The 22,253-nt window shown below is 42.3% G+C and carries 26 protein-coding genes and 2 riboswitches; of the genes, 9 read left to right on the forward strand and 17 right to left on the reverse strand.

Annotated elements, in window-relative coordinates; all coding sequences use genetic code 11:
• Positions 1 to 3: 3 nt before the first annotated feature.
• Both MHB45_RS17280 and MHB45_RS17285 read right to left on the reverse strand, forming a co-directional pair.
• Complete coding sequence (locus tag MHB45_RS17280; RefSeq protein ID WP_048678446.1) at positions 4 to 774, reverse strand: isocitrate lyase/PEP mutase family protein; 771 nt, start codon at positions 772 to 774, stop codon at positions 4 to 6.
• Between the two features lie 433 nt (positions 775 to 1,207).
• A complete protein-coding gene (locus tag MHB45_RS17285) occupies positions 1,208 to 1,558 on the reverse strand; it encodes a hypothetical protein (RefSeq protein WP_034309343.1) in 351 nt (116 codons plus the stop codon).
• Between the two features lie 524 nt (positions 1,559 to 2,082).
• Between MHB45_RS17285 and MHB45_RS17290 the strand changes: the two genes are divergently transcribed.
• Positions 2,083 to 2,304 (forward strand): DeoR family transcriptional regulator, encoded by a 222-nt coding sequence (locus MHB45_RS17290; protein ID WP_034309346.1) that lies wholly within the window; start codon positions 2,083 to 2,085, stop codon positions 2,302 to 2,304.
• An 84-nt stretch (positions 2,305 to 2,388) separates the two neighbouring features.
• Here the strand turns inward: MHB45_RS17290 and MHB45_RS17295 are convergent, their stop codons facing one another.
• Together MHB45_RS17295 and MHB45_RS17300 are read right to left on the reverse strand one after the other, a co-directional pair.
• Positions 2,389 to 3,111 carry a pseudouridine synthase gene (locus MHB45_RS17295; protein WP_048682011.1) on the reverse strand — a complete coding sequence of 241 codons (723 nt, stop codon included), beginning with the start codon at positions 3,109 to 3,111 and terminating at the stop codon, positions 2,389 to 2,391.
• Between the two features lie 123 nt (positions 3,112 to 3,234).
• A complete protein-coding gene (locus MHB45_RS17300) occupies positions 3,235 to 4,836 on the reverse strand; it encodes a putative polysaccharide biosynthesis protein (protein ID WP_048682008.1) in 1,602 nt (533 codons plus the stop codon).
• 205 nt (positions 4,837 to 5,041) lie between these two features.
• Between MHB45_RS17300 and MHB45_RS17305 the strand changes: the two genes are divergently transcribed.
• Positions 5,042 to 6,307, forward strand: coding sequence for a BaiN/RdsA family NAD(P)/FAD-dependent oxidoreductase (locus MHB45_RS17305; protein ID WP_048682005.1), 1,266 nt, complete (start codon positions 5,042 to 5,044; stop codon positions 6,305 to 6,307).
• A 165-nt stretch (positions 6,308 to 6,472) separates the two neighbouring features.
• Here MHB45_RS17305 and MHB45_RS17310 read toward each other — a convergent pair whose 3' ends face one another.
• The 3 genes from MHB45_RS17310 to MHB45_RS17320 form a co-directional block, all read right to left on the reverse strand.
• A complete protein-coding gene (locus tag MHB45_RS17310) occupies positions 6,473 to 6,787 on the reverse strand; it encodes an MGMT family protein (RefSeq protein ID WP_072273408.1) in 315 nt (104 codons plus the stop codon).
• 19 nt (positions 6,788 to 6,806) lie between these two features.
• Complete coding sequence (locus tag MHB45_RS17315; protein WP_048682000.1) at positions 6,807 to 7,367, reverse strand: MEDS domain-containing protein; 561 nt, start codon at positions 7,365 to 7,367, stop codon at positions 6,807 to 6,809.
• Positions 7,368 to 7,605: 238 nt separating this feature from the next.
• Positions 7,606 to 7,776 (reverse strand): hypothetical protein, encoded by a 171-nt coding sequence (locus tag MHB45_RS17320; protein WP_164855101.1) that lies wholly within the window; start codon positions 7,774 to 7,776, stop codon positions 7,606 to 7,608.
• A gap of 147 nt (positions 7,777 to 7,923) precedes the next feature.
• Here MHB45_RS17320 and MHB45_RS17325 point away from each other — a divergent pair, with 147 nt between their 5' ends.
• On the forward strand, positions 7,924 to 8,850 hold the full coding sequence (locus MHB45_RS17325; RefSeq protein ID WP_253349795.1) for an SDR family oxidoreductase: 927 nt from the start codon (positions 7,924 to 7,926) through the stop codon (positions 8,848 to 8,850).
• Positions 8,851 to 8,964: 114 nt separating this feature from the next.
• Here MHB45_RS17325 and MHB45_RS17330 read toward each other — a convergent pair whose 3' ends face one another.
• From MHB45_RS17330 to MHB45_RS17355, 6 genes are all read right to left on the reverse strand, one after another.
• Positions 8,965 to 9,150: a sporulation protein Cse60 gene (locus tag MHB45_RS17330; RefSeq protein WP_048682016.1), complete on the reverse strand. Its 186-nt coding sequence runs from the start codon at positions 9,148 to 9,150 to the stop codon at positions 8,965 to 8,967.
• A gap of 64 nt (positions 9,151 to 9,214) precedes the next feature.
• Complete coding sequence (locus MHB45_RS17335; RefSeq protein WP_048681994.1) at positions 9,215 to 10,297, reverse strand: tartrate dehydrogenase; 1,083 nt, start codon at positions 10,295 to 10,297, stop codon at positions 9,215 to 9,217.
• Between the two features lie 268 nt (positions 10,298 to 10,565).
• Positions 10,566 to 10,877 (reverse strand): rhodanese-like domain-containing protein, encoded by a 312-nt coding sequence (locus MHB45_RS17340; protein WP_048681991.1) that lies wholly within the window; start codon positions 10,875 to 10,877, stop codon positions 10,566 to 10,568.
• A gap of 157 nt (positions 10,878 to 11,034) precedes the next feature.
• Positions 11,035 to 12,063, reverse strand: coding sequence for an NADH:flavin oxidoreductase/NADH oxidase (locus MHB45_RS17345; RefSeq protein WP_253350221.1), 1,029 nt, complete (start codon positions 12,061 to 12,063; stop codon positions 11,035 to 11,037).
• A gap of 163 nt (positions 12,064 to 12,226) precedes the next feature.
• Positions 12,227 to 13,069, reverse strand: coding sequence for an aldo/keto reductase (locus MHB45_RS17350; RefSeq protein WP_048681988.1), 843 nt, complete (start codon positions 13,067 to 13,069; stop codon positions 12,227 to 12,229).
• Positions 13,070 to 13,243: 174 nt separating this feature from the next.
• Positions 13,244 to 14,449 carry an MFS transporter gene (locus MHB45_RS17355; protein ID WP_253349797.1) on the reverse strand — a complete coding sequence of 402 codons (1,206 nt, stop codon included), beginning with the start codon at positions 14,447 to 14,449 and terminating at the stop codon, positions 13,244 to 13,246.
• A gap of 188 nt (positions 14,450 to 14,637) precedes the next feature.
• On the opposite strand from MHB45_RS17355, the gene MHB45_RS17360 reads away from it, so the two are divergent.
• The 3 genes from MHB45_RS17360 to MHB45_RS17370 all read left to right on the forward strand — a co-directional run bounded on the left by MHB45_RS17360 (position 14,638) and on the right by MHB45_RS17370 (position 16,915).
• Positions 14,638 to 15,009, forward strand: a complete 372-nt coding sequence (locus MHB45_RS17360) for a winged helix-turn-helix transcriptional regulator (RefSeq protein ID WP_034309370.1) — start codon at positions 14,638 to 14,640, stop codon at positions 15,007 to 15,009.
• A 418-nt stretch (positions 15,010 to 15,427) separates the two neighbouring features.
• Positions 15,428 to 15,733 (forward strand): hypothetical protein, encoded by a 306-nt coding sequence (locus MHB45_RS17365; protein ID WP_048681484.1) that lies wholly within the window; start codon positions 15,428 to 15,430, stop codon positions 15,731 to 15,733.
• A 30-nt stretch (positions 15,734 to 15,763) separates the two neighbouring features.
• Positions 15,764 to 16,915 carry a CAP domain-containing protein gene (locus tag MHB45_RS17370; RefSeq protein WP_309247775.1) on the forward strand — a complete coding sequence of 384 codons (1,152 nt, stop codon included), beginning with the start codon at positions 15,764 to 15,766 and terminating at the stop codon, positions 16,913 to 16,915.
• Positions 16,916 to 16,991: 76 nt separating this feature from the next.
• Here the strand turns inward: MHB45_RS17370 and MHB45_RS17375 are convergent, their stop codons facing one another.
• Complete coding sequence (locus MHB45_RS17375; protein WP_063595059.1) at positions 16,992 to 18,185, reverse strand: nucleoside transporter C-terminal domain-containing protein; 1,194 nt, start codon at positions 18,183 to 18,185, stop codon at positions 16,992 to 16,994.
• A gap of 175 nt (positions 18,186 to 18,360) precedes the next feature.
• Positions 18,361 to 18,461: riboswitch (purine riboswitch) on the reverse strand.
• 228 nt (positions 18,462 to 18,689) lie between these two features.
• Between MHB45_RS17375 and MHB45_RS17380 the strand changes: the two genes are divergently transcribed.
• Positions 18,690 to 19,394, forward strand: coding sequence for a DUF421 domain-containing protein (locus MHB45_RS17380; protein ID WP_072273410.1), 705 nt, complete (start codon positions 18,690 to 18,692; stop codon positions 19,392 to 19,394).
• 102 nt (positions 19,395 to 19,496) lie between these two features.
• On the opposite strand, the gene MHB45_RS17385 is transcribed toward MHB45_RS17380, so the two are convergent.
• Entirely contained in the window at positions 19,497 to 20,243 is a 747-nt protein-coding gene (locus MHB45_RS17385) for an alpha/beta hydrolase (RefSeq protein WP_048683478.1), read from the reverse strand.
• Positions 20,244 to 20,553: 310 nt separating this feature from the next.
• Between MHB45_RS17385 and MHB45_RS17390 the strand changes: the two genes are divergently transcribed.
• Together MHB45_RS17390 and MHB45_RS17395 are read left to right on the forward strand one after the other, a co-directional pair.
• Complete coding sequence (locus tag MHB45_RS17390; RefSeq protein ID WP_048683482.1) at positions 20,554 to 20,874, forward strand: PadR family transcriptional regulator; 321 nt, start codon at positions 20,554 to 20,556, stop codon at positions 20,872 to 20,874.
• Between the two features lie 107 nt (positions 20,875 to 20,981).
• The gene (locus MHB45_RS17395; RefSeq protein ID WP_253349799.1) at positions 20,982 to 21,224 is read left to right on the forward strand and encodes a hypothetical protein; all 243 of its coding nucleotides are present in this window, start codon (positions 20,982 to 20,984) and stop codon (positions 21,222 to 21,224) included.
• Here MHB45_RS17395 and MHB45_RS17400 read toward each other — a convergent pair whose 3' ends face one another.
• Positions 21,225 to 21,371, reverse strand: a complete 147-nt coding sequence (locus MHB45_RS17400; RefSeq protein WP_153246159.1) for a hypothetical protein — start codon at positions 21,369 to 21,371, stop codon at positions 21,225 to 21,227. It lies immediately after the preceding gene.
• A gap of 21 nt (positions 21,372 to 21,392) precedes the next feature.
• Positions 21,393 to 21,935, reverse strand: coding sequence for a VUT family protein (locus MHB45_RS17405; RefSeq protein ID WP_048687567.1), 543 nt, complete (start codon positions 21,933 to 21,935; stop codon positions 21,393 to 21,395).
• Positions 21,936 to 21,985: 50 nt separating this feature from the next.
• Positions 21,986 to 22,028: riboswitch (PreQ1 riboswitch) on the reverse strand.
• Positions 22,029 to 22,253 lie beyond the last annotated feature (225 nt).

A 22,253-nucleotide genomic window follows, 5' to 3' on the forward strand; every position in this document is an offset into this window, starting at 1 on the left:
GTTTTACTTCCCATATAAATGTGAGGTGTCACTTAGCTCTACTATTCGTGCTGTATCTCGTTCTAACAATTCAATGGCTTTATCGAACAGGGCATTCCCGAAACTGAGACGTTTTACGCCTAATTCTTCAAGCTCCTTACCATTCGTCAATCCAGGTAAGGATAATACATTAAGGGGAGCACCTATATTCAAAGTGATTTCCTTTATTTCATCATGGTTCGTTAATCCAGGGATGAATATTCCGCTGGCACCACTCTCCACATACGCTTTTGCCCGCTCTACTGTTTCCCGGAAAGGATTTTCTTTTTGAAAATAAGTATCTGTTCTGGCATTGATGTAAAAACCTTCATACCCATTATAATCCAACGCTTCCCTTATTTTTAATAGCAGGCTGCAGTGTTGATATATATCTCTTAGCCCTTTTTGTTTTTTGAGGGAATCCTCAATATTGATCCCGGCTACACCGGCCTCTGCTGTCCTTAACACATTATCGACAATCTTTTCTGCGGTTTCACCATAGCCTGCTTCAATGTCCGCGGTGACGGGAATTTTCACATTATCCGCAATTAGTTTAATGATACCTAAATGTCTTTCAAAATCAATCACTTCGCCATCAGAATAACCCAGGGAGTTGGCAATTCCCCAGCTTGTCGTTCCAATCGCCTTGAATCCTGATTTCTCGAGAATCAAGGCCGATAATAGATCCCAGGCGTTCCCCAATATCAACAGGTCCTTCGAAAAGTGTAATTCATTGAATTCCTTAATGTTAGTCATTATAGTTGCTCCTAAAATTTATTTGACCTCATTTTAACAATCAACCCAGCTCCAAATCGTCCTTATTCTTGCTCTTATGGTCCATTCAAACAATGTTTGTGCTGGATACCCGTTTAACGGTTTCGGACAAATAAAAAAAATGCCCTTTCATACCAGGGCATTTCAGTTTGTATACAAAGGGTTCTATCTAAGGTTATTACAAAGGTGTTTGGAACGGAAGGTGCGAGACTCCTGCGGGAAAAGCGAGTCCAAGGGTGACCCCACAGGCGCAAGTGCGCCGAGGGCGGACCGCCCGCGGAAAGCGAGTGCCCTACGTTCCAATCAACGTCTAAATTTGTACAAGGAAAAATACTGTAGCCAAATTCGATTTTCATCTAGTTTGTCTACGTCTGAAATGCCCTTTCATTCCGGGGCATTTTCATGATCCAATTGATTAATTTACGAAAAGATATAACTTCCTATGATATTCCTCAAATGCCTGCTGGTCCTTTTCCGTGTAGTCCATCCACTTCACTTTCTTGCATCTTTCCTCTAATCTCTCATTCAGTTCATCTTCTATTTCATTCATGAAACGGATGATTTCCCCATAGGGCATATTGAAATGACGGGCTGCAAGCCTGGGCGGGGAATGCTTTACCAGCAATCTCATGAATTGATCGACCGTGTCCGCCTTCGATGCAAGATAATCTTCTTCGTTCACGATGAATTCATACACTTGCTTTTTGACGCCAGAAAGTCTGGTTACTTCGTCGCGCAATAAAAACTCCATTAATCTATCGTTCATATGGCTCTACCTCGAATTGGTTTATATTTAAATCCTCTTGGATATGTATAAAAAGTCTATAGTGCCCGATACCTCATTATGACATCGTAATGGCAAGCCATCAAGCAATTCCTCCATCAACACATAAAGCGTAATAATTACGATTTAAGGACCGTTTTAAGTAAAATAACATGCATATGCTTTAAAAGTCAACGATTGTATTGTGTGCATAGTAAGCATTCTTTATTGGCAAAATATGAGCATGAACAAATGGAACAGCTCTTTATTAATTTTGTATAGGCAATGAGAATAATTTTGTTAAAATTTGATATAATAAATGTAATATTTAGTCAATTAGTATCTTTTCCTAGAATTTGCTTTTGCAAAGGGGTAGAATGAAGCTAATGACATCTTATTTTTTCTAATGTTTCCGAGGAGTTATAGGGTGGGTATAGCAAGTACATAGTGACAGCTGGAATGCTGTCCGACATATCGGTTGTTTTCATTTGTTCAAAATAACAATGAAAAGAATAAGGAGTGATTTTTTGAAACCTTCAACAAATCGCATGTTAACCCGTATTAAATCCGTTTATATGTTCATTAGCAATAACGGTACGGTTTCTACTCAAGAGCTTGTAGAAGAATTTGGCATCACTCCTCGAACTGTGCAGCGCGATTTAAATGTCTTAGCATACAATGACCTTGTTCAAAGCCCAAGCCGAGGCCTTTGGACGACAACAAGTAAAAAGGTGAAGATGTCATCGTAAAAAGAACGACCACCCGAACAAGATCGATATGTAAAATACTTTGAGGCGGACAATATTGTCCGCCTCATTTTTTGTGTCCAGCCATCATTCAGCCGGTTGGCCCGCCTTTAACTGTTCAAGCTCCTCCGCCGTCAACTCACGGTATTCACCAAGCTCGAGTTCCTCATCAAGCTGTAAACTCCCCATGGAAAGACGCTTTAGGTAGACGACACGTTTGCCAACGGCCTCAAACATCCGCTTCACCTGATGGAACTTTCCTTCCATGATCGTCAGCTCGATATCCGATGTCAGGCCTGATTTTAGAATGTTCAATTCACCTGGTTTTGTTTCGTATCCATCATCCAAGGTCACCCCGTTGCGGAATGCCTCGATATCCCGTTCCGTCACTTCGCCTTCAATGACCGCAAAATATGTTTTAGGGACATGTTTCTTTGGGGAAAGCAGTTGGTGGGCAAGCTTTCCGTCATTCGTGATCAGCAATAAACCTTCTGTGTCCTTATCAAGACGGCCTACAGGAAATGGCTCGAATACCGAATCTTCCGGCTCCAAGATGTCGATGACCGTTTCTTGGTAGTTATCTTCCGTTGCCGACAATACGCCCGGCGGTTTATTCATCATTAAATAAATGAATTCCCTGTATTCAACCCGTTCACCATGAACCGTCACGTTTTCCGCATCAGGGTCCACTTGTTCCTTCGGATCCTTAATCAGCCTTTCATTAACCTTGACGGCGCCGGATTTCAGGAGCTTTTTCACTTCTTTCCTGCTTCCATAACCAATATTGGATAAAATCTTATCTATTCTCATCGTTTCCTCCTAAAGCCTTTTTCAGTAAAAAGCCTTGCCCACTTTAATGACAGGCAAGACCAATATATTTTAATCGGGGATTCACCATTCAATACCCTTTTTTTTACACATCAAACTTCCAGCTTACAATCCCAATTTAGCTTTTAACCGATCGATCCGGGCACCGAACAAACGATGGGCAAGTTTGCTTTTCAAGGAAAGAGCCGCATAAACGAGCGCTCCAAAAATTGCACAAACGGCCACGATCAAAATCGCCTGGAAGCGCCCTTCCGTTGTAAGCCATAGCGATAATAAACTGTTCATGCCCCAGGCAGCCAGTCCCATTATTATTGAAAAAACTGTGATCAAAACAGATCTTCTGATGGTAAGGCTGTAACGATATCCAGTAAAGTAGGTAATGACATACAAATTCAGCAGCACGGCAGCCAAGTAGCCGAATGCCGTAGCATAAACGGATCCTTCCGTTTCAAACAACTTGATCAACGGGATATTCAAGCTCAATTTGATTAAAAAGCCCACAAGCAGGCTGAGCACTGTATATTTTTGCTGATTGATCCCTTGTAATACAGCGGCCGAAACGGAAAAAAGTGCAAACAAGATGGACACGGGCGCATATGCCTTCAGGACACTGATTCCAAGTGGATCATGGCTGTAAAAGGCACTATAGATCGGATCGGCCAGCACAGACATGCCAACGACTGCTGGAATCGTAATGAACAACAAAATTTGAAAGGCTTGGTTCAGCTGGCGGTTGAACTCGTTTGAATCTTCGCTTACATATGCCTTCGTCACCGAAGGAAGAAGCGCCATTGAAAACCCGGTTGCAAGCGTCATCGGAATCAAGACAAGCTTCTGGGCATACACATTCAACACCCCTAGTGCATCCTCAGCAACATGCTGCAGCCCGATCGACGACATCGCCTTATTGAAAGACAATAAGTCAGCCAACTGAAACATCGGCATCGCGATTCCGACGAATATGAAAGGAATCGACGAAAGGAATATTTCTTTATAAATCTCCTTCAGGGAAATTTCCATCGTTCCCCTGTCTTTCTTCATCAAGCTGTCCAAATATGGTTTTTGTTTTTTCCAGTACCAAAATAACACCACTAAACCGCCGACAGCCCCGACCGTCGCCGCGAAGGTAGCTATTTGGATGGCTCTCACTAACTCTCCGTCAAGGACATTCAAAACAACATACACACCGGCCAGAAGGAACACGATGCGGACAATTTGTTCGACAACCTGGGAAATGGCCGTTGGTTCCATCGCTTCATGCCCTTGAAAGAAGCCGCGGATGATGCTCATGAACGGTACAAAAATCAAGGCGAAGCTGACTGCCCGAATGATCTCCGTGACATCCGCAGCATCTTCCGGCTTGACCCCAAAGACTCCAGTAAACAGCGGGGCCATCGTATAGAGAATCAAAAAAGCGAGAAAACCGGTGATTACCATTAATTTCAGGCTCGATTTAAATAACTTCTCACCGACTGCGTATTCCTCGAGCGCATTATACTTCGAGATGAATTTAGATACTGCAAGCGGCATGCCGGCCGTTGCAAAGCTAATGAAAATGGTATATGGAACGTACCCATATTGATAGAGGGTAGCCCCTTTATTCCCAACCATATGTTCAAATGGGATGACATAAAATAAACCAAGAACCTTGGAAATGATCGCTCCCAGCGTTAATATAAAAGCCCCTTTTAAAAACTTAGATGACATCTAATCCCTTCCTGCCTCTGTCAGTTACGTTTCACACGCTCTTTATCTTATCATATTAAAGTATTTTTTCTATAGAAAACTACATTCAAGTTTATCGTTTTCGAAGATAATACACAAACAAATAATTCCTTTTTTTCTACATTCGCAATCTGACGGGCTCTTGCTATATAATGAAGGGACTGAAAATGATAAAGTGGTGATCAATTTGAAATATGATGTAGTGGTAATTGGCGGCGGTCCTTCCGGATTGATGGCAGCAATAGCGGCCGGGGAAAAAGGTGCCCATGTATTGTTAGTGGATAAAGGCGAGAAGCTTGGAAGGAAACTTGCAATCTCGGGCGGCGGACGCTGCAACGTGACGAACAGGCTCTCAATCGATGAAATCATTCAGCATATCCCTGGAAACGGGCGATTTCTATACAGTGCTTTCTCAGAGTTCAATAATGAGGACATTATTCAATTCTTTGAAAAATTGGGCGTGGCTCTAAAAGAAGAGGACCATGGCCGGATGTTCCCTGTCAACGATAAAGCGCAAAGTGTCGTGGATGCCCTTCTGACGCGCCTGTCGAATTTAAAAGTAACGATCTACAAGAACTCTCCAGTTGCGGAAGTTCTCTATGAACATGGAAAAACCAGCGGTGTCCGGTTAAAAGATGGCCAGACCATTGACACGGAAGCAGTCGTGATTGCAGTCGGCGGGAAATCAGTTCCCCACACCGGTTCAACCGGAGACGGCTACGCATGGGCTAAAAAGGCGGGGCATACGATTACCGAATTGTTCCCGACTGAAGTTCCCGTACTTAGCCATGAAACATTCATTAAAGATCGAACACTTCAAGGTCTCGCACTTCGCGATGTTTCATTGAGTGTCCTTAACCCAAAGGGCAAGGCCCTGATCACACATAGAATGGATATGCTCTTCACCCATTTTGGCGTCTCCGGTCCAGCTGTTCTAAGATGCAGCCAATTTGTCGTGAAAGCGATGAAAAAATGGAACCTGTCGGAAGTGACCATGAAACTTGATGCCCTGCCGGACCGAAACAAGGAAGAGGTTTTTCAAGACATCATGAAGGAAATAAAAGCCGAACCGAAAAAAGCCATTAAAAACACCTTAAAAGGTTTAGTTCCTGAGCGATACCTTCACTTCCTGCTTGAGCGAAGCGGCATCGACCTTCAAGAACAAGGGGCGACGATATCAAATGAAAAAATCCGCCGCTTTGCAGAATTATGCAAGGACTTCCAATTCGGGGTGCACGGCACCCAGCCGCTAGAAAAAGCCTTCGTAACAGGCGGCGGCGTATCCGTCAAAGAAATACACCCAAAGGAAATGGCATCCAAACTAATGGACGGACTGTATTTCTGCGGTGAAATTCTGGATATACACGGATACACAGGCGGTTACAATATCACATCTGCATTAGTAACCGGCAGACTCGCCGGCATGAATGCTGCCATGTCTGCCCGTTCATAATCCGTAAAAGAGGCTGATCCGCTTGGACCAGCCTCTTTTACTGCGATTTCGTAAGCCTATACATCGTGTTCGTTAGGCTTTGATTCTGGTGTAGGTACTCTTGTTTGGGCCTTCACTGTACTTTTCGACCGAACCCGCGCCCGCCTCTACTATCCGGCTATGCGTTTAAAATATTTCTGGATGATGGCGATATGCTTCGAGGTCAATGGTATTCCGGCCCGTGAACATGATGCCTTCACTCTCGAGCATCGCCTTCTGGTGTTCTGCAGCGCCCTCCGCTTTTATCCCGATTTCACCTTTGGCATTGATCACCCGGTGCCAAGGAAGGCCATGTTTTTTGCTGCTAGAATGAAGGATCCTTACGACCTGCCTTGCACCGCGCGGACTTCCGGCGAGCTGTCCTATTTGACCATATGTCATCACTTTACCGGAGGGGATTCGTTGTATGATATGAATGACGCGTTCAGTAAAACTTTCCAAATAACTCGCCCCTTTTATTCTATCCGTTTGCTAAAATCGTGATTTCTTCATCGGTAATCAGGATCCCGTGATGCTTGATCAAGTTTGTTTTAAGCTCGACAGGCACTCTGCAATCATCGTATGCACATACAGAAATCAGTCCTCTTTCCTTGATCAATTTGTCGATCCCTTTTTCATATTCGCCTATCGCAAAGCTGACTTGATCGTCATGGCCCCATTCAACATGGCCCCAAGTCCGAACGTGCTGATTGCGTTTAGTGTATATCTCGATATTTTCCAAGAAATAATGAACCATCGTCGAAGGGTGGAAGTCTCCATGAAAACAATAAAAATCAAAATTATTCATAAGATGCACTTGCTCCAATTGCTCCTCATTTAAATGAAGCTGCAATTTCTTGTACACGAAAGGAAAGATACGGTCGTTTTCGACGACCAGGATATGGTCTCCTTGTTGAACACCGGTAATGATGAAAGTTGCCTCATTTTCAATGTATGACTCCAAATCATTAAAACAGTATAAAATATGGCCACCATCCGATTGCTGTAGATTTTCTATTAGTTGTTTCATATTGTTATTCAAAATGGATCTCTCCTTTAAATACACCAGTCCGCTCTATGTATTATGTATAACTTTACCCATTATCTCCGTGTTTGTAAAATTCATAGAAGAATATAATCAGTTTTTCCTAATGTCATGTTAAGATCTGGATTTTAGTTGAGTCGAATTGTGGCTGCTTTCAGTCCACTCTTAAAAAGACCTAGGCAGCCCAATCCGGCAGACTCCGTACTTCATGCATTTTCCCTTTTGATGTTCACCCTTAAATCACGGGATAATACGGCACATAGCGAGGGTTATAATAATATGGCGGTCTTGGTCCAATAAGCGGCAATTCAAAGGTATTTGGGTTGGAGTCATATAACAACTCCACTTTTTCATCAGATTGTTCGACCAATAACCACTTCACTTCTTCGCTATAATAATATGGCATATAGAGGCCTCCAAAAACTTTTTTCTACCCTTCAGCATATTCGAGCCGCACGGCAACGAGCCCGTCCCGATACATGTTCTTCATGCACGGCATATGCCTGATCATCATAAAGTAATCCGACTAAATTCTTTTTTAGGAGGACCCCTCATGGCTGAAGATAATAAAAAGAAATCATCCGGTAGCTATCCCATGCATCCGAATTATGGGAAGATCACCCGTTATCAAGACGTACCCATCACGGTTCCGGAGCAACGCCAATTTCGCCAACCCGGTGTAGAAAAATTAATGGTGCCCAGGCCCATCATCGAAAATCCCAATTATAGGGGCAGCGGGAAATTAACAGGTAAAGTCTCATTGATAACTGGCGGAGACAGCGGGATTGGCGCTGCGGCTGCCATCGCTTTTGCTAAAGAAGGGGCAGATGTTTCCATCGCTTATTTGGATGAACATGAGGATGCCAATCGGACTAAAACGAGAATTGAAGAGCTTGGGCAACGTTGCTTACTGCTGCCTGGGGACTTAAGGGATAAGCAGCAATGCATCAATATCGTGGAAGACACCATCGAAACATTTGGAAAGCTCGATATACTTTGTAACCACGTAGGCATTCAATTTCAGCAATTAAGCTTGCTTGATATTACGGATGAGCAATTCGATGATACCTTCAAAGTGAATATCTATTCCCACTTCTACACGACGCGTGCTGCCCTTCCCCATTTAAAAGCTGGGTCCTCCATCATTAATACATCTTCTGTCGTGACGTTCAATGGGAATAAGCAATTAATAGATTATACGGCGACTAAAGGGGCCAACATTGGTTTTACCCGTGCCTTGGCAAACAGTCTTGTCGATCAAGGCATCCGGGTGAACGCCATTGCGCCCGGAAGGTTTTGGACACCCCTCATCCCGGCAAGTTTCTCGGCAGACGAAGTGACACAAGTCGATAATCCGATGGAGCGTCAAGGCCAGCCATTTGAACTGGCTCCCACCTTTGTCTATCTCGCCTCTGATGATTCCCGTTTTGTGACAGGACAAACACTTCATGTCAACGGCGGGGAAGCGACATCGTCCTAATTTCCACAACGAACATGCCCCCTTCCGAGGAAGTCAGACGGAAAAAAGACTACCTTTGATTGCCCGTCAGCAAGCAATAGGTAGTCTATTATTGATTATCGGGCCAGCCGGCCTTTATTTTTTTTTATAGATGATCATCGCACTGAAACAGTAGATCTGTTCCTCTTCCTCTTCACCTGTAGTGGCGACATTGTATTTGATATCGACAATTTGATTATCACGAATGTCTTCCAGGAAAAAGTTCATTTCATCCTCTAGGTCCTTTTCATGCTCATAATCAAATAATTTCACTTGTATCATCGGCTCTCCCCGCCCTTTTACTATAATGATAGTTATTGTGCAGGATGCCCTTTTCACTTGATTTTTATACTTGATTTGTTTGTAAAGCGGATAATATTTTAACCACTTCATCCCCGACTTCCTCTGTAGAAGCTGCCCCGCCCATATCAGGAGTCAGCATCTTTTTATCGACCATCGCCTGTTCAATCACGTCCAACACTTTTGCACCCCAAACCTCATGTCCAAAGAAATCGAGAATCTGACTGGCGGACCATATGGCCGCAAGTGGATTGGCGATGCCTTGATGTGCTATATCCGGGGCTGAACCATGAATCGGTTCGAACATCGAAGGATAAATCCGTTCCGGGTTTAAATTGGCACCGGCCGCCAGTCCCATCCCGCCTGCAATGGCAGCACCTAAATCCGTTATGATGTCACCGAACAAATTGGAGGTGACAACGATTTGAAACCGTTCGGGCTGTTTGACAAAATACATGCTTGCCGCATCGACCAGATAGGAATTCGTTTCTACTTCCGGATACTCCTGTCCAATCTCTTCAAATACCTGATCCCAAAAAACCATTGAATAATTCAATGCGTTCGCCTTGCTTATGCTCGTTAGCGTCCTTCCCGTCTTGCGCGCCAGTTCATAAGCATAACGGATGATCCTCTCGGTTCCCTTTCGTGAAAAGACCCCCGTCTGCAGGACGACTTCTTCCGGCTTGCCTTTAAAAAGCCAATCACCGGCACCGGAATATTCCCCTTCACTGTTTTCACGGATGACAACCATATCGATTTGGTCACGAGTCACGTCTTTTAATGGACAGGGTGCACCTTGAAGCAATTTAACGGGTCGAACATTCACATATTGGTCAAATCCCTTTCTGATCTTCAGCAGAAGTTCACGTAAGGAAATATGGTCCGGGACACCAGGATAACCGACAGCCCCCAGATACACGGCGTCAAACTTCATCAGTTGTTCCAGTCCATCGTCGGGCAGCATTTTGCCGTGCTCAAGGTAATATTCACAGCCCCATGGAAAATAGGTGAACTGGAAAGAAAAATCACCGGCAATGGCCGCCACTTCTTTAAGGACCTTTACACCTTCATTAATCACTTCAGGGCCAATCCCGTCACCCGCAATGACCGCTATTTTATGAACATTCATTCTTCAACTCTCCTTTTTCTATATTTTCTGACTTCGGCACCCTAATTTTAACATATAAAGTTTGAATCCCCGTAAGTAAGGTTCATATAGAAAAAAGAGTCCTTTCATGATGAAAGGACTCTTTGTTTTCACACCTTCAAATATGCACGTCTTTCCGCATATTCACGGCATTGTGAACAAACCATGATCTTTTTTCTTTCTTCATTCAAATAAGCCGTCACATTCTTGGATTTACGCTTACAAAAGTAACAGGTCTTTTTGAAGAACTTCACTTAACGATGACTTCGCCGTCCCATTCAAGCATTCCGCCAACCATGTTTGCCACTTTATATCCATGTTCCTGAAGATAATGGCATACATTTTCACTGCGGCGTCCTGAACGGCAGATAAAGATATATTCTTTTTCTTTATCAAAATAGTCAAGGTTCGCCGGGATATCATTCATGCGAATATGTTTCGCGCCTTCGATCATTCCCTCTTGCACTTCTTCGTCTTCACGAACATCGACAAGCTCCATCGCTTCTCCTGCCTCAAGCTTAGCTTCCACTTCTTCCGTTGTAATGATTTTGATTTCTTCCATGATTAGCACCTCGAATTATCGTTTGATTTATCTTTTTCATTATAGCAAAATTTCCAGTCAAACATCACGTAATGGATTCGCGTATGCAAATCCCCTCATGCACTGAATGGAAAAACGCCAGCGAATATAATATTCGCCGGCGTTTTAAAAATCCGTATCAATGCTTGAATCCCAGTTGATATTGTTTAGGGATCTCCGTTTTTATATTCAAAGCTTTAGATGCTTCAAGTGCCCAATAAGGGTTTCGCAGCATTCCTCTGCCGATGGCAACCAAATCCGCTTCTTCATTACCAATGATTGAATTTGCAAGAATCGGATCATCTAATCGACCTACAGCAATCACAGGAATATCCAAAGCCTTTTTGATTTCCCTGGCCAACGGAGTTTGATAGCTGGCATGGGTACCAGGTCTTCCGTCTGCTCCAATCGGGCCTTCTCCTCCAGAGCTTACATGGAACATATCGACGCCTGCTTCTTTAAAGACTTGTGAAAATGCAATGCTTTCTTCAATACCATATCCGCCTTCAACGTATTCTTTTGCAGAAATGCGCATGATTAAAGGCATGTCGGCAGGCATTTCGCTTTTCACTGCTTTAATGACTTCCACTCCGAATTTAGTCAGGTCTCTTCCATATTCGTCATCACGTTTATTCGTAAGCGGTGATGTGAATTGGTGGATTAAATACCCGTGTGCACCATGTAATTCGATTACGTCAAATCCTGCTTGAACTGCCCTTCTGGCCGATGCCCGGAATTTATCGACCATTTCCTTCACTTCTTCCGTTTCTAAAGCTCTTGGTGTTTTGTACGTTTCATCAAACGCAATGGCTGAGGGTGCCACCGGCGGTTCCGCATCCTCCGCTTTACGGCCTGCATGGGCAATTTGTATCCCGATTTTTGCACCGTATTGATGAACTTCCTTAACGATGTTGGAGAAAGCCCCAATATGATCGTCGGACCATAATCCAAGATCGCGATTCGAAATGCGCCCATCAGGCTCCACATCGGTCATTTCCACTATAATTAACCCCGTGCCGCCAACTGCCCTGCTTACATAATGCTGCTGGTGCCAGTTCGTTGGTATACCATCTTCCGCTTCGACGGAGTATTGGCACATCGGCGGCATGACGATCCTATTTTTAAGTTCAAGTTCTTTTATGCGATAAGGTGAAAATAAATCATTCATCATTCTTCATCTCCTTTTTTAATAATGCATGCACATGCATTTATATCATCCCAGTAATACGGTGTCAACTAATCAGATTCCCGAAGCTGTCATTGTAAATTCCGATGCGAAATCCATAAAAAAAGAGAAAGGCGGATATCCCGTCCCTCTCCTTCATACTTAATTAAAAGTCGAAATTATCAGGATCTGGACCAACACGATGATTCTGATTCAATCCATCAATTTGGTTCATTTCCTCTTCGGTCAATTCGAAATCGAATACAGTTGAGTTTTCGACAATACGATGTTCTTTAGTTGATTTCGGAATCGTTACAATCCCATTTTGTAAATCCCAGCGTAAAATGACTTGTGCAACAGATTTGCCATGCTTGGTTGCAATAGCTTGTAAAACCTCATTATCAAGAAGTTCACCTTGCATCAAAGGAGACCATGCTTCAAGTTGTATTCCTTGTTCCTTACAGAATGCCTGAACTTCTTTTTGAGTTAAACGCGGATGGCATTCCACTTGATTGACCATCGGCTTCACTTCTGCATCTTCCATTAAATCTTTTAGGTGGTGAATCTGGAAATTGCTCACACCGATCGCTTTCACTTTACCTTCTTTATATAGAGTTTCCAGCGCTCTCCAAGCTTCTTTATATTTTCCTTCCACTGGCCAATGGATAAGATATAAATCCAGGTACTCCAGACCAAGTTTCTGTAAGCTTTTTTCGTAAGCTGCAATTGTCGATTCATAGCCTAAATCGGCATTCCAGACTTTGGATGTTACGAATAAGTCTTCCCTCGAGATTCCAGCTTCTTTTAAGCCTTCACGGATCCCTTGTCCAACCCCTTCTTCATTTTCATAAATGGCAGCCGTATCGATGCTGCGATAACCATGTTTAATGGCCACTTTAACTGCATTTACCAGCTCCGGTCCTTCTTCCACCTTAAATACGCCCAATCCGAACCAAGGCATTTTGACGCCGTTATGCAATGTAGTTGTATCTTGTAAGTTTTTCACCATAATACTCTACCTCCAAATGATTGTTTTTATAGATTGTAATGCGCTTTTAGTATCAGTATCATTACATCCCTTCAGAGAACCTTCCATCATTCACTGAAGGGATGCAATGATACTTTTCATTGATACCCTATACGCATAGCACGCTTTTTCTAAGATGCATCACTTTTTTTAATCCTATGCTATTTTGTCCGTTCCCTTGGTACGGTCTTTACTTTCCAGGGCCCGGCTCCATCCTGTTAAAATCACTGCTGCAAACACCATGACCCCACCTATCCACGCTGTATGGATCAATCCGATCGAATCCGTTATCACCCCTCCTAAGTAGGCACCAATGGCGATACCCGCATTGAAGGCGGCAATATTGATGGCTGACGCCACGTCCACTGCACTCGGCACGAAACGCTCCGCTAACATGACGACATACACTTGAAGCCCCGGAACATTCATGAATGCAAACAATCCCATTAAAATGATCGTAATTAAACCAGCCACCTTGAACGGTGCCGTGAAAGTCAACACCACAAGAACAATGGCCTGAATAAGAAACATATAGAATAGGGCATTAATAGGATTGCGATTGGCGAATTTCCCGCCAAGGGTATTTCCTATCGCTATGGCTACTCCATATATTAACAAAATCAAGGCTACAGTTCCTTCTTTAAACCCTGTCACTTCCTGAAGTAAAGGCGACAGGTACGTAAAGACAACGAATGTACCTCCATACCCTAACGCCGTAATGATGAATACTAGCAGCAAACGCCCATTCGTCACCAATTTGATTTGGTCACGGAAAGTGGTCCGTGCCGCTTTTCTTAAATCCGATGGGACTAGGATGCCGTTTCCAATGAAAGCGATCAATCCGATTGCCACTATGATGATGAAAGCGAATCTCCAGCCGAATTGCTGACCGATGAAGGTTCCAAAAGGAACTCCGGTCACCGTTGCCACCGTCAGACCTGTAAACATGATGGCGATGGCACTCGCCCTGCGGTTTTCAGGGACCAAATCAGCGGCAATCGTAGCGCCGATTGACATGAAGATACCATGTGCAAGCGCTGAAAAGACACGTGCGATCAATAATACACCGACCGTGGTCGCAGAAGCCGCTAATGCATTTCCGATAATGAACACGACCATTATCCAAAGCAATAAAGTCTTTCGCGACATATTCGATGTCAGTGATGTCAGGATAGGTGCCCCGAACATGACCCCCAAAGCGTATAAGGACACCGTCAGTCCCGCCGTCGTCACTGTAATGTGTAAATCTTTAGAAATGAGTGGTAATAATCCCACGCTGATGAACTCAGTTGTTCCAATCGCAAAGGCACTGATCGCTAAAGCCAGCAATGCCCATGTACTTCTATTTTTATTTGAAATCATATCCTCTTCTCCTTCTTGTCGTTTTGTACTATCATTGAAATTGCCTGAGCAACTTTTTTTATAAATGGTACAGTGGAATTCGGTGTGCAAATGTTATTATGAGATATAATACAAATAAAAAACAGTACGTACTTTAAAGTGATATAGGAACCTTTTAGTACCTATAATGTAAGGAGAGTATGCAAATCATGCAAAAAAAGAAATACAATATATCCGTTGAAGCGACACTTGAAGTAATGGGCGGAAAATGGAAATGCGTTATCCTCTGCCATCTTACCCACGGGAAAAAGCGGACTAGTGAATTGAAGCGCCTTATGCCGAACATCACCCAAAAAATGTTGACCCAACAGTTGAGGGAGTTGGAAAAGGACGAAGTCATCAACCGGATCGTTTACAACCAGGTCCCCCCAAAAGTGGAATATGAATTAAGTGAGTATGGACAAAGCCTGGAAAGTATTCTTTCCGCACTATGTACATGGGGGGAAAACCACATAACAAGGGTGTATGGTGATAAGTTTTCCGTTCTCGAGGAAAGTGTCTTGAATGATCAATTAAAGTAATCCCAAATGAAAAAGATTAGCGCAATGGCTAATCTTTTTTTGTTTATAAAGACTTAACTAATGGCTCTTTTCGTAAAGATTGTTGTTTTTAAAACGAAACTATTTAAGGTTGATTGGAGCGGAAGTGCGAGACTCCTGTGGGAGCAGCGGGACAGGTGAGACCCCACAGGCGTTTACGCCGAGGAGGCTCACCGCCCGCCCCGCGGAAAGCGAGCATCTGGAGGGGAAATCAACCACAACTCACTACCTGGTAAATAGCAATGTGAAAACAGCCTAAATAATAATGAAAATTTCACCTTCGAAAGAGGTCACCTGTTTTATTCCCCTCTTTATTTTTGGTATAATATGTAATGCCAAATCATTTAAATTTTTTATTTTGTAATCGAAGAAGTATAATGGTCTAACCAAGGAGTGACATATGAAAGTCTTATTAGAATTGTTACGCATCATATTAATATTCGGGATAACCGGAACAATCATTTCGAGCATTGTAAACGGCATATATATAAACATAGGAGTGACTCAGTATGGCTGGCTAGGCTCGATTGCGATACTGCTTTTATTATTCGTCTGGTATAGAAATAAACTTCAGTTCAGTGGCTGGTATTCGGGAAAAGGGAAAGAAAAGCTTCCAAAAATGGTCTCGCAAATACTCATTATGTGTTCACTATTTTTGTTAGGTGCCCCACCTGTTTTAAGTGTGCTGCAGATGATCTTTCATTAATCGGGATTCTATATCCTGGATAGAGCAGGAGTGAACGATTTGCGTAAATTGTTTAATATTGTGGTCCTCATACTCCTACTCTCTGGATTATGGTATGGCTATGGTAAAGATATTCAGGAGTCTGGATTCAAAGCCGGGGTTAGTGCCTTTGCATCAGATGTTCGTTCAGTTATAAACGGGCCCGAGGTTACGACAGCCTTGGAAAAACTGAGTACTGGAGTCAGCAGCCTGATTGGCTCGCTGACGGAAACATTGGATACCGCTTCTGAAAAAGAATCTCAGGAAACGGAAAAAGTGAAAAAACCAGCACTGGAAGCACCTGCTGATGCATCCTTTTCAGTCCGTAATATCGAAATTGGCGACACGAAGGATGATGTAGAAAAAATGGCTGGTGAAGCTAAGCGGAATACGCGGAATGAATATGGCGTGGACTGGTTTGCCTATCACGAAAATTATCAAAACTTCTTCATGGTTGCCTACGATAATAACAATAAAGTTGTTGGTTTATATACGAACCAAGATTTGATTTCCTCAAAGGAAGGCATTAAACGCGGTACACCAAAAGAAACCGTGACCGGGAAAATGGCGGAGCCTGTAACAAAACTGCTTAAAGGAAACGTCTATTACCAGATTCGAAGTGACGGCGGCGAATACGATATGTTCGAAATGGAAAATAGCTATGTGACCATTTTTTATGACAAACATGAGAAAAATACAGTCACGGCAATCCAAATCATCGACGCAAAACTCGAAAAGCAAAAGAGCGGCTATTTTGCAGAAGCCGGCCCCGGATTAAAGAAGGGCTTTGAATATCAATTATTCGATTTGACCAATGCATCACGGGTCAATCATGATCTCTCCGTGCTAACATGGGATAAACGAGTGAAGGTCACTGCACAGGATCATAGTGCAGATATGGCCGTGAATCAATACTTCAACCATACAAACCTTGAAGGGGAATCCCCTTTTGACCGGATGGAAGATGACAAAATCAATTTTCGAATGGCGGGGGAGAACCTGGCTGCCGGTCAGAATAGCAGTATCTTTGCCCATGAAGGCCTAATGAACTCCATTGGACACAGGGAAAACAAATTACAGAAAGATTTTGAATCCCTCGGTGTCGGAGTTGCCTTCGATGAGGAAAATAAACCATATTATACAGAGAACTATTTGACGAAATAAACGAAAAAGCTGTGCATGGAAAATCCTGCACAGCTTTTTTCAGATGGGACATCCAAATGGATGCCCATGTTTTAAATCACCAAACGAATAATCCAACGACCATGGCACTTAACAGGGAAACAGCCATCCCGCTAACCAACAGCTTCCAAACATTCCTTCCGATAATGTTCGATTTCTCATCATTGAGGATGGAATTGAATGTTCCGTAGATCATGCCCACTGTACTGAAGTTGGCAAATGACGTCAAATAAGTGACAGCCACGGCGACTGTATGCGGAGGCAGTGTACTGACTTTATCCTTTAGGTCGAGCAAGGCAACGAACTCATTCGTGGCAAGCTTGATTCCCATCAATTGAGCGACATACATGGCATCCTGTCCAGTTAATCCAAGCAAGAATGCAAATGGACTAAAAATGACAGAGAAAATCTTTTGAATGGTCAATCCATCCACGAAGAAGCCGAAAATGCCGTTTACGCTGGCCGTCAACGCCACATAGCCGATAACCATTGCCATGATGACGAAGACCATTTTGGCCCCAACCAGCATACTGTTGGAAATGGTGGAAAAGAAATCTTTACGTTCCTCTTTAGAAGGTACATAAACGACATCTTCTTCTTTACTGACATCGACGGGATTCAGCATATTAGCTATCAGCAAAGCATTTAAGCAGTTCAAAGGTATCGCTACAAAAACATAAGTTGCCGGTACCATGGACAGGTAGGCTCCAATGATTGAACCGCTTATGCTGCTCATGCTCATGATTCCAAATGTCAAAAGACGCTGATCCTTGATCGCACTGAGTTGAAGGCGGAGTACGGCAAGCGCCTCCGTATTTCCAAGGAACATCATCTGAATCGAAAAGAAACTCTCAAGTTTCGGCAAACCGGATACTTTTGAAATGAGCCATCCCACTTTATCAATGATCCACGTAAGTATACCGAAATACGATAAAACATCAAAAAACGTGATAATGAAGATAATCGGCATCAATGCGCTGAAAAAGAAATCCACTTGTTCATTTGCCATAAGCGAAGGAAAGACAAAAGAAATCCCTTCATTCGCACATTCAATCAACCAGGTAAAGAATGAAGCGATCAGATTGATGACCCATGCCCCTATTTTTGTCGATAACATGAACCATGTGATAAGCAATTCAAGAACCAGCAAGGTAAGTATGGCTTTCCACTTAACGTTCCTTTTATTAGGTGAACAAAGATAAACGATGCCCATTACAACTAAAACACCTAGTATATTCAATAAGAAAAGCATGCTTTCATCCCCTTTAGCTATATCATTTCCCATTCGTTTTTTTTATATAAAAAGCCCTCACCTTTTTACACCTTCAGCCGCAGCAAGAAAGTGTGAAAAAGTAAGAGCTTTCATCGAAGCATGTTTTTTAGGATAAGCTTTTTTCAAGCGAACCAACATTAACCTGTTCATCTCTTCTATTTTCATACTTCCTTGTAGTCCGGCATTACGGCTGCCAGGTAGAAACTATCAGACCATTGTCACTGATATTATACAAGGATATTTTTTAAATAAATTTCTCAGGAAAGATATCATTTTAAATCAGTTTATTTTTAATTACAATACGTTTTAAAGTTGTTATATTAATATAAATTTTTCGAAAACAGTCAATAAAGTCTCCGAAGCGCAATGTTGGGTAATACTTATGAAGGAGCTAGCTAAAACTATAAACGGCCCCAACTAAAGTGGTCTTTAAATAAGCTTCCCATTACATCTCCTCTATTGGAAATTAGGACGTGAATTTTTGTGGATTTTTTTAATAGCCAGGAAACTCTTACTGCAATCCAGTGGATCTTAAGAGCCATTATTTCATTCTTCTTCTTGCTTCTTTCGGTAAAATTGATGGGACAACGGTCCATTTCGCAGTTAAGATTACTTGATTTCATTATGGCTTTAATTATTGGAAACATTCTTGCCCACCCTTTATCTGATGAACAGTTAGGTTTGAAGGGCTCCATGATAACAACCAGTGTATTGATCATTTTATATATAATGAGTGTGTTTGCGGGACTTAAGTGGGGCACACTCCGAAGGTTTTTTGACTCAGACCCCTTTCCGCTTATCGAAAATGGACAAATCATTTACAAAAGCTTAGCAAGGGCCAGAATCTCCATCGATGTTTTATTATCGGAATTAAGAAAAGAAAAAGTCGAAGATATTCAAAAAGTATCCCTCGCGCTATGGGAACCGGGCGGTACCATTTCATTGTTTTTAGATCCCCAATATGAAGCAGTAACCCCAGCAGATATGCACCTAACAACAAATGCCTTCACTTTTCCTAAAACGATTATTAAAGAGGGAAAGATTGATTCTAAAGAATTGAATCGGGGCGGTAAAGACGAAGCATGGCTGAAAAACAGAATCAAAATAACATATAATGCCGATGTGAACGATATTTTATTGGCAACTCTTGATAATAACGATACCTTAAAGGTCTTTTTCTACAAATAGATTTACAGCCAAAATAAAATCCCCTCAAGTATTGTGTAAAGCCTACTTAGGACTGTAGGCTTTTTACACGTTCAACTTAAAGGGGATCCAAAATATCGCTTATTACTCCGACCAATTCAGTGTATTCAAGAACTTATACACATCTTCATACACCTGTTCACGTTCCTTGCCCAATGTGATAATATGGCCAGATTTTTCATACCATATCAAGTGTTTATGCTGTGTATCGACTTCATTGAAAATCGCTGTAGCACTCTCCGTATAGTCGGGATCATCCAAACGACCTTGCAGAACAAGAGTTGGGGATGTGATTAAATCTAAATTTTCACCTGTCTCATTTATAATGTTCAACACATCTTTTAGTTGAGGCATAGGCTCTTCTTCAAGCAGCTTCACTTCTGCAGCAATTTGGTCTTCATCTTTGCCCTCAAACTTCTTATAAGCCTGTGCATAATTGAGCAAGCGGTTCTTTTGTCGATCGATACTTTTTCCTTGCGTCGGAGCACACATTGAAACTACCCCTTTTACAGGCAATTCAATTCCCACTTTTAATGAGAACACTCCCCCTAAAGAAATTCCTACAACTGCAATTTCCTCATAGCCTTCTCCTTTTAGGAAATTATAGCCATTAACTACATCTCCCCACCATTCCTTTGGACCAGTTTTAGCAAGTTCCTCGGCTGATACTCCGTGCCCACTATAAAGAGGTCCGTGGCAAGTATAGTCGAGATCATTTAAGTACTTCCCTAATTTCTTCATATCTCCTGTACTTCCGGTAAACCCGTGAAGCAGAAGAACTGCTCTCTTTCCACCTATATATGTGAATGACTCAGGTGCTTTCACTTTCATCTATCTAGGACCTTCTTTCTTTGCTCTTGTTGATAAATAGAATCTAAATGATTTTCGAAAAAAAATCAATTAATACCCCTTGAGTAGTGATTCTTCTATCCTATTCCGTATTTTCATTAAAACAATTAAATCATGTATATAGTATCCTTACCACACTCTTCACAACTCATCCGTTCCGAAGCACATTTTACTATGATTAAATTTATTTAGCAATCGTCATTTAACCATTTTTTTTAAGAAAAGTAAAATGCACCTTGTGATACGATGTACAACGTATTACACTTTAAAAATGAAAAGAAGGAGATTTTATATGGATAAAGAATTAATGAAGGGAAGCATTGACCTCCTTTTGCTTTCACTTCTTTCACAAAAAAGGCTATACGGCTATGAAATAACCAAAATCCTGAAGCAAATGAGCAAGGGCAACTATGAAATAAGTGAAGGCACCCTCTACCCTGCCCTTAAACGATTAGAAAAAAAAGAATTCATAAAAGGACATTGGAAAGAGTCCGAATCAGGCCGAAGGAAATATTATCATGTCACCGAAAATGGACAAACCGAACTTGAGCGGAAACGCGAATGCTTTTTCTTCCTGGAAAAATTAGTTCGAAAAAGCGCAGAGCAATTCTAAACCAAATAAAAAGCTTCCTGCACCCATTAATGGAACGGCCCAGGGAGCTTTTTTTGCTGTTTTACTCGTGAATTCGTACTGCACACTTAGTTTTCGCACGTTTACTCGTGAATTTCGCACTTTTACTCGTGAATTTTGCTGTTTTACTCGTGAGTTTTGCACTTTTACTCGTGAATTTTGCTGTTTTACTCGTGAGTTTCGCACTTTTACTCGTGAGTTTCGCAATTTTACTCGTGAATTTTGCACTTTTACTCGTGAGTTTCGCACTTTTACTCGTGAATTCGTACTGTACACTTAGTTTGGCACTGTTTACTCGTGAGTTACTTCAATCACGCAAAAAAAGGACCTAATCAGGTCCTTTTTTTGTCTATTCCTTTATGCTTGCGATAATTGGCGCAGGAGAGCTTCATGCATTCCCCTTGAACATGCGGGCCATATTTTTCACGAAAGGCCTCGAGGCAATAGCATTTTTCTTCTTCTTTTTTGGTTCCATCCATCGAGTGCATCCCTCCTAGCATTTAACTGGAGACTACACGTTTCTCCAGTTCTACGTTGATTCGTCCCAACAATACGGCACCAATGGACTGAATGATCGTTTTAACGATGATTTGGCCGATGACCGCAGCTGGTACTGCTTCCCATGGCAATATATTGGCACCCAGAGGACTTAGGCCAATCACGACAAATATTACTGAATCGAAAAATCCTCCAACGATCCCGCTGTAAAACACCCTCCAACTCATCGGGAGCTTTAAACGGGTATAAATTTCCGTATCCGCTGTTTCTGCGACCACGAAGGATAATGCGGAAGCAAACACAATCAGTAACGTATCTCCTAATAAAAATGATACACATGCAGATAAAATAAGTGCAGTGACGATGCATATATAGGTCTTCGCGCGGCCGAATTTATTCTGGACCAGATCTCGGAAGATGAAGGTTCCCCCGATGAGCAATGTCCCCATCGGGATGATGAACATGCCAAAATGTAATGGCGCAAAAGCTGCTGTAACCACATTCGCCGTGATGATGGATACTAAATACAATAAAATTCTTAACATTTCTTAATTCTCCTTATACAGAAAAAACAGCACCCTAAGAAAGAGCCCTGTTCTCCTTAGTTTTTTTGAGAGGGTAGCTAGAACCTCTTCCGCCCGGGCGGATTATCATTTTCCTTATTCATCGTAGCTTGAAAGCGGTTGGAAATCAAGAAGTTTCCATACCGTCGATTTAAGTATGTATTCGCTGAAACCGATTGATTTAGCCATTTATTTCAATGGGCCTGTTTCCCCCTTTTGCCGATTTCTGTCGCATAAAACTGCTTGACCGGCTGTATATAAAAGCCGAAAATCAAAGATAGAGTCTTGTACCTTATTTGG

The organism is Peribacillus sp. FSL K6-5616 (assembly GCF_038008245.1).
GTDB lineage: Bacteria > Bacillota > Bacilli > Bacillales > DSM-1321 > Peribacillus > Peribacillus frigoritolerans.

Excerpts from the sequence above, each read along its gene's own strand:
- MHB45_RS17280 (WP_048678446.1), bottom strand. The coding sequence starts at position 774 with ATGACTAACATTAAGGAATTCAATGAATTACACTTTTCGAAGGACCTG.
- MHB45_RS17285 (WP_034309343.1), bottom strand. The coding sequence starts at position 1,558 with ATGAACGATAGATTAATGGAGTTTTTATTGCGCGACGAAGTAACCAGA.
- MHB45_RS17295 (WP_048682011.1), bottom strand. The coding sequence starts at position 3,111 with ATGAGAATAGATAAGATTTTATCCAATATTGGTTATGGAAGCAGGAAA.
- MHB45_RS17300 (WP_048682008.1), bottom strand. The coding sequence starts at position 4,836 with ATGTCATCTAAGTTTTTAAAAGGGGCTTTTATATTAACGCTGGGAGCG.
- MHB45_RS17320 (WP_164855101.1), bottom strand. The coding sequence starts at position 7,776 with ATGCCATATTATTATAGCGAAGAAGTGAAGTGGTTATTGGTCGAACAA.
- MHB45_RS17325 (WP_253349795.1), top strand. The coding sequence starts at position 7,924 with ATGGCTGAAGATAATAAAAAGAAATCATCCGGTAGCTATCCCATGCAT.
- MHB45_RS17330 (WP_048682016.1), bottom strand. The coding sequence starts at position 9,150 with ATGATACAAGTGAAATTATTTGATTATGAGCATGAAAAGGACCTAGAG.
- MHB45_RS17335 (WP_048681994.1), bottom strand. The coding sequence starts at position 10,297 with ATGAATGTTCATAAAATAGCGGTCATTGCGGGTGACGGGATTGGCCCT.
- MHB45_RS17340 (WP_048681991.1), bottom strand. The coding sequence starts at position 10,877 with ATGGAAGAAATCAAAATCATTACAACGGAAGAAGTGGAAGCTAAGCTT.
- MHB45_RS17345 (WP_253350221.1), bottom strand. The coding sequence starts at position 12,063 with ATGAATGATTTATTTTCACCTTATCGCATAAAAGAACTTGAACTTAAA.
- MHB45_RS17350 (WP_048681988.1), bottom strand. The coding sequence starts at position 13,069 with ATGGTGAAAAACTTACAAGATACAACTACATTGCATAACGGCGTCAAA.
- MHB45_RS17355 (WP_253349797.1), bottom strand. The coding sequence starts at position 14,449 with ATGATTTCAAATAAAAATAGAAGTACATGGGCATTGCTGGCTTTAGCG.
- MHB45_RS17360 (WP_034309370.1), top strand. The coding sequence starts at position 14,638 with ATGCAAAAAAAGAAATACAATATATCCGTTGAAGCGACACTTGAAGTA.
- MHB45_RS17365 (WP_048681484.1), top strand. The coding sequence starts at position 15,428 with ATGAAAGTCTTATTAGAATTGTTACGCATCATATTAATATTCGGGATA.
- MHB45_RS17375 (WP_063595059.1), bottom strand. The coding sequence starts at position 18,185 with ATGCTTTTCTTATTGAATATACTAGGTGTTTTAGTTGTAATGGGCATC.
- MHB45_RS17385 (WP_048683478.1), bottom strand. The coding sequence starts at position 20,243 with ATGAAAGTGAAAGCACCTGAGTCATTCACATATATAGGTGGAAAGAGA.
- MHB45_RS17390 (WP_048683482.1), top strand. The coding sequence starts at position 20,554 with ATGGATAAAGAATTAATGAAGGGAAGCATTGACCTCCTTTTGCTTTCA.
- MHB45_RS17400 (WP_153246159.1), bottom strand. The coding sequence starts at position 21,371 with ATGGATGGAACCAAAAAAGAAGAAGAAAAATGCTATTGCCTCGAGGCC.
- MHB45_RS17405 (WP_048687567.1), bottom strand. The coding sequence starts at position 21,935 with ATGTTAAGAATTTTATTGTATTTAGTATCCATCATCACGGCGAATGTG.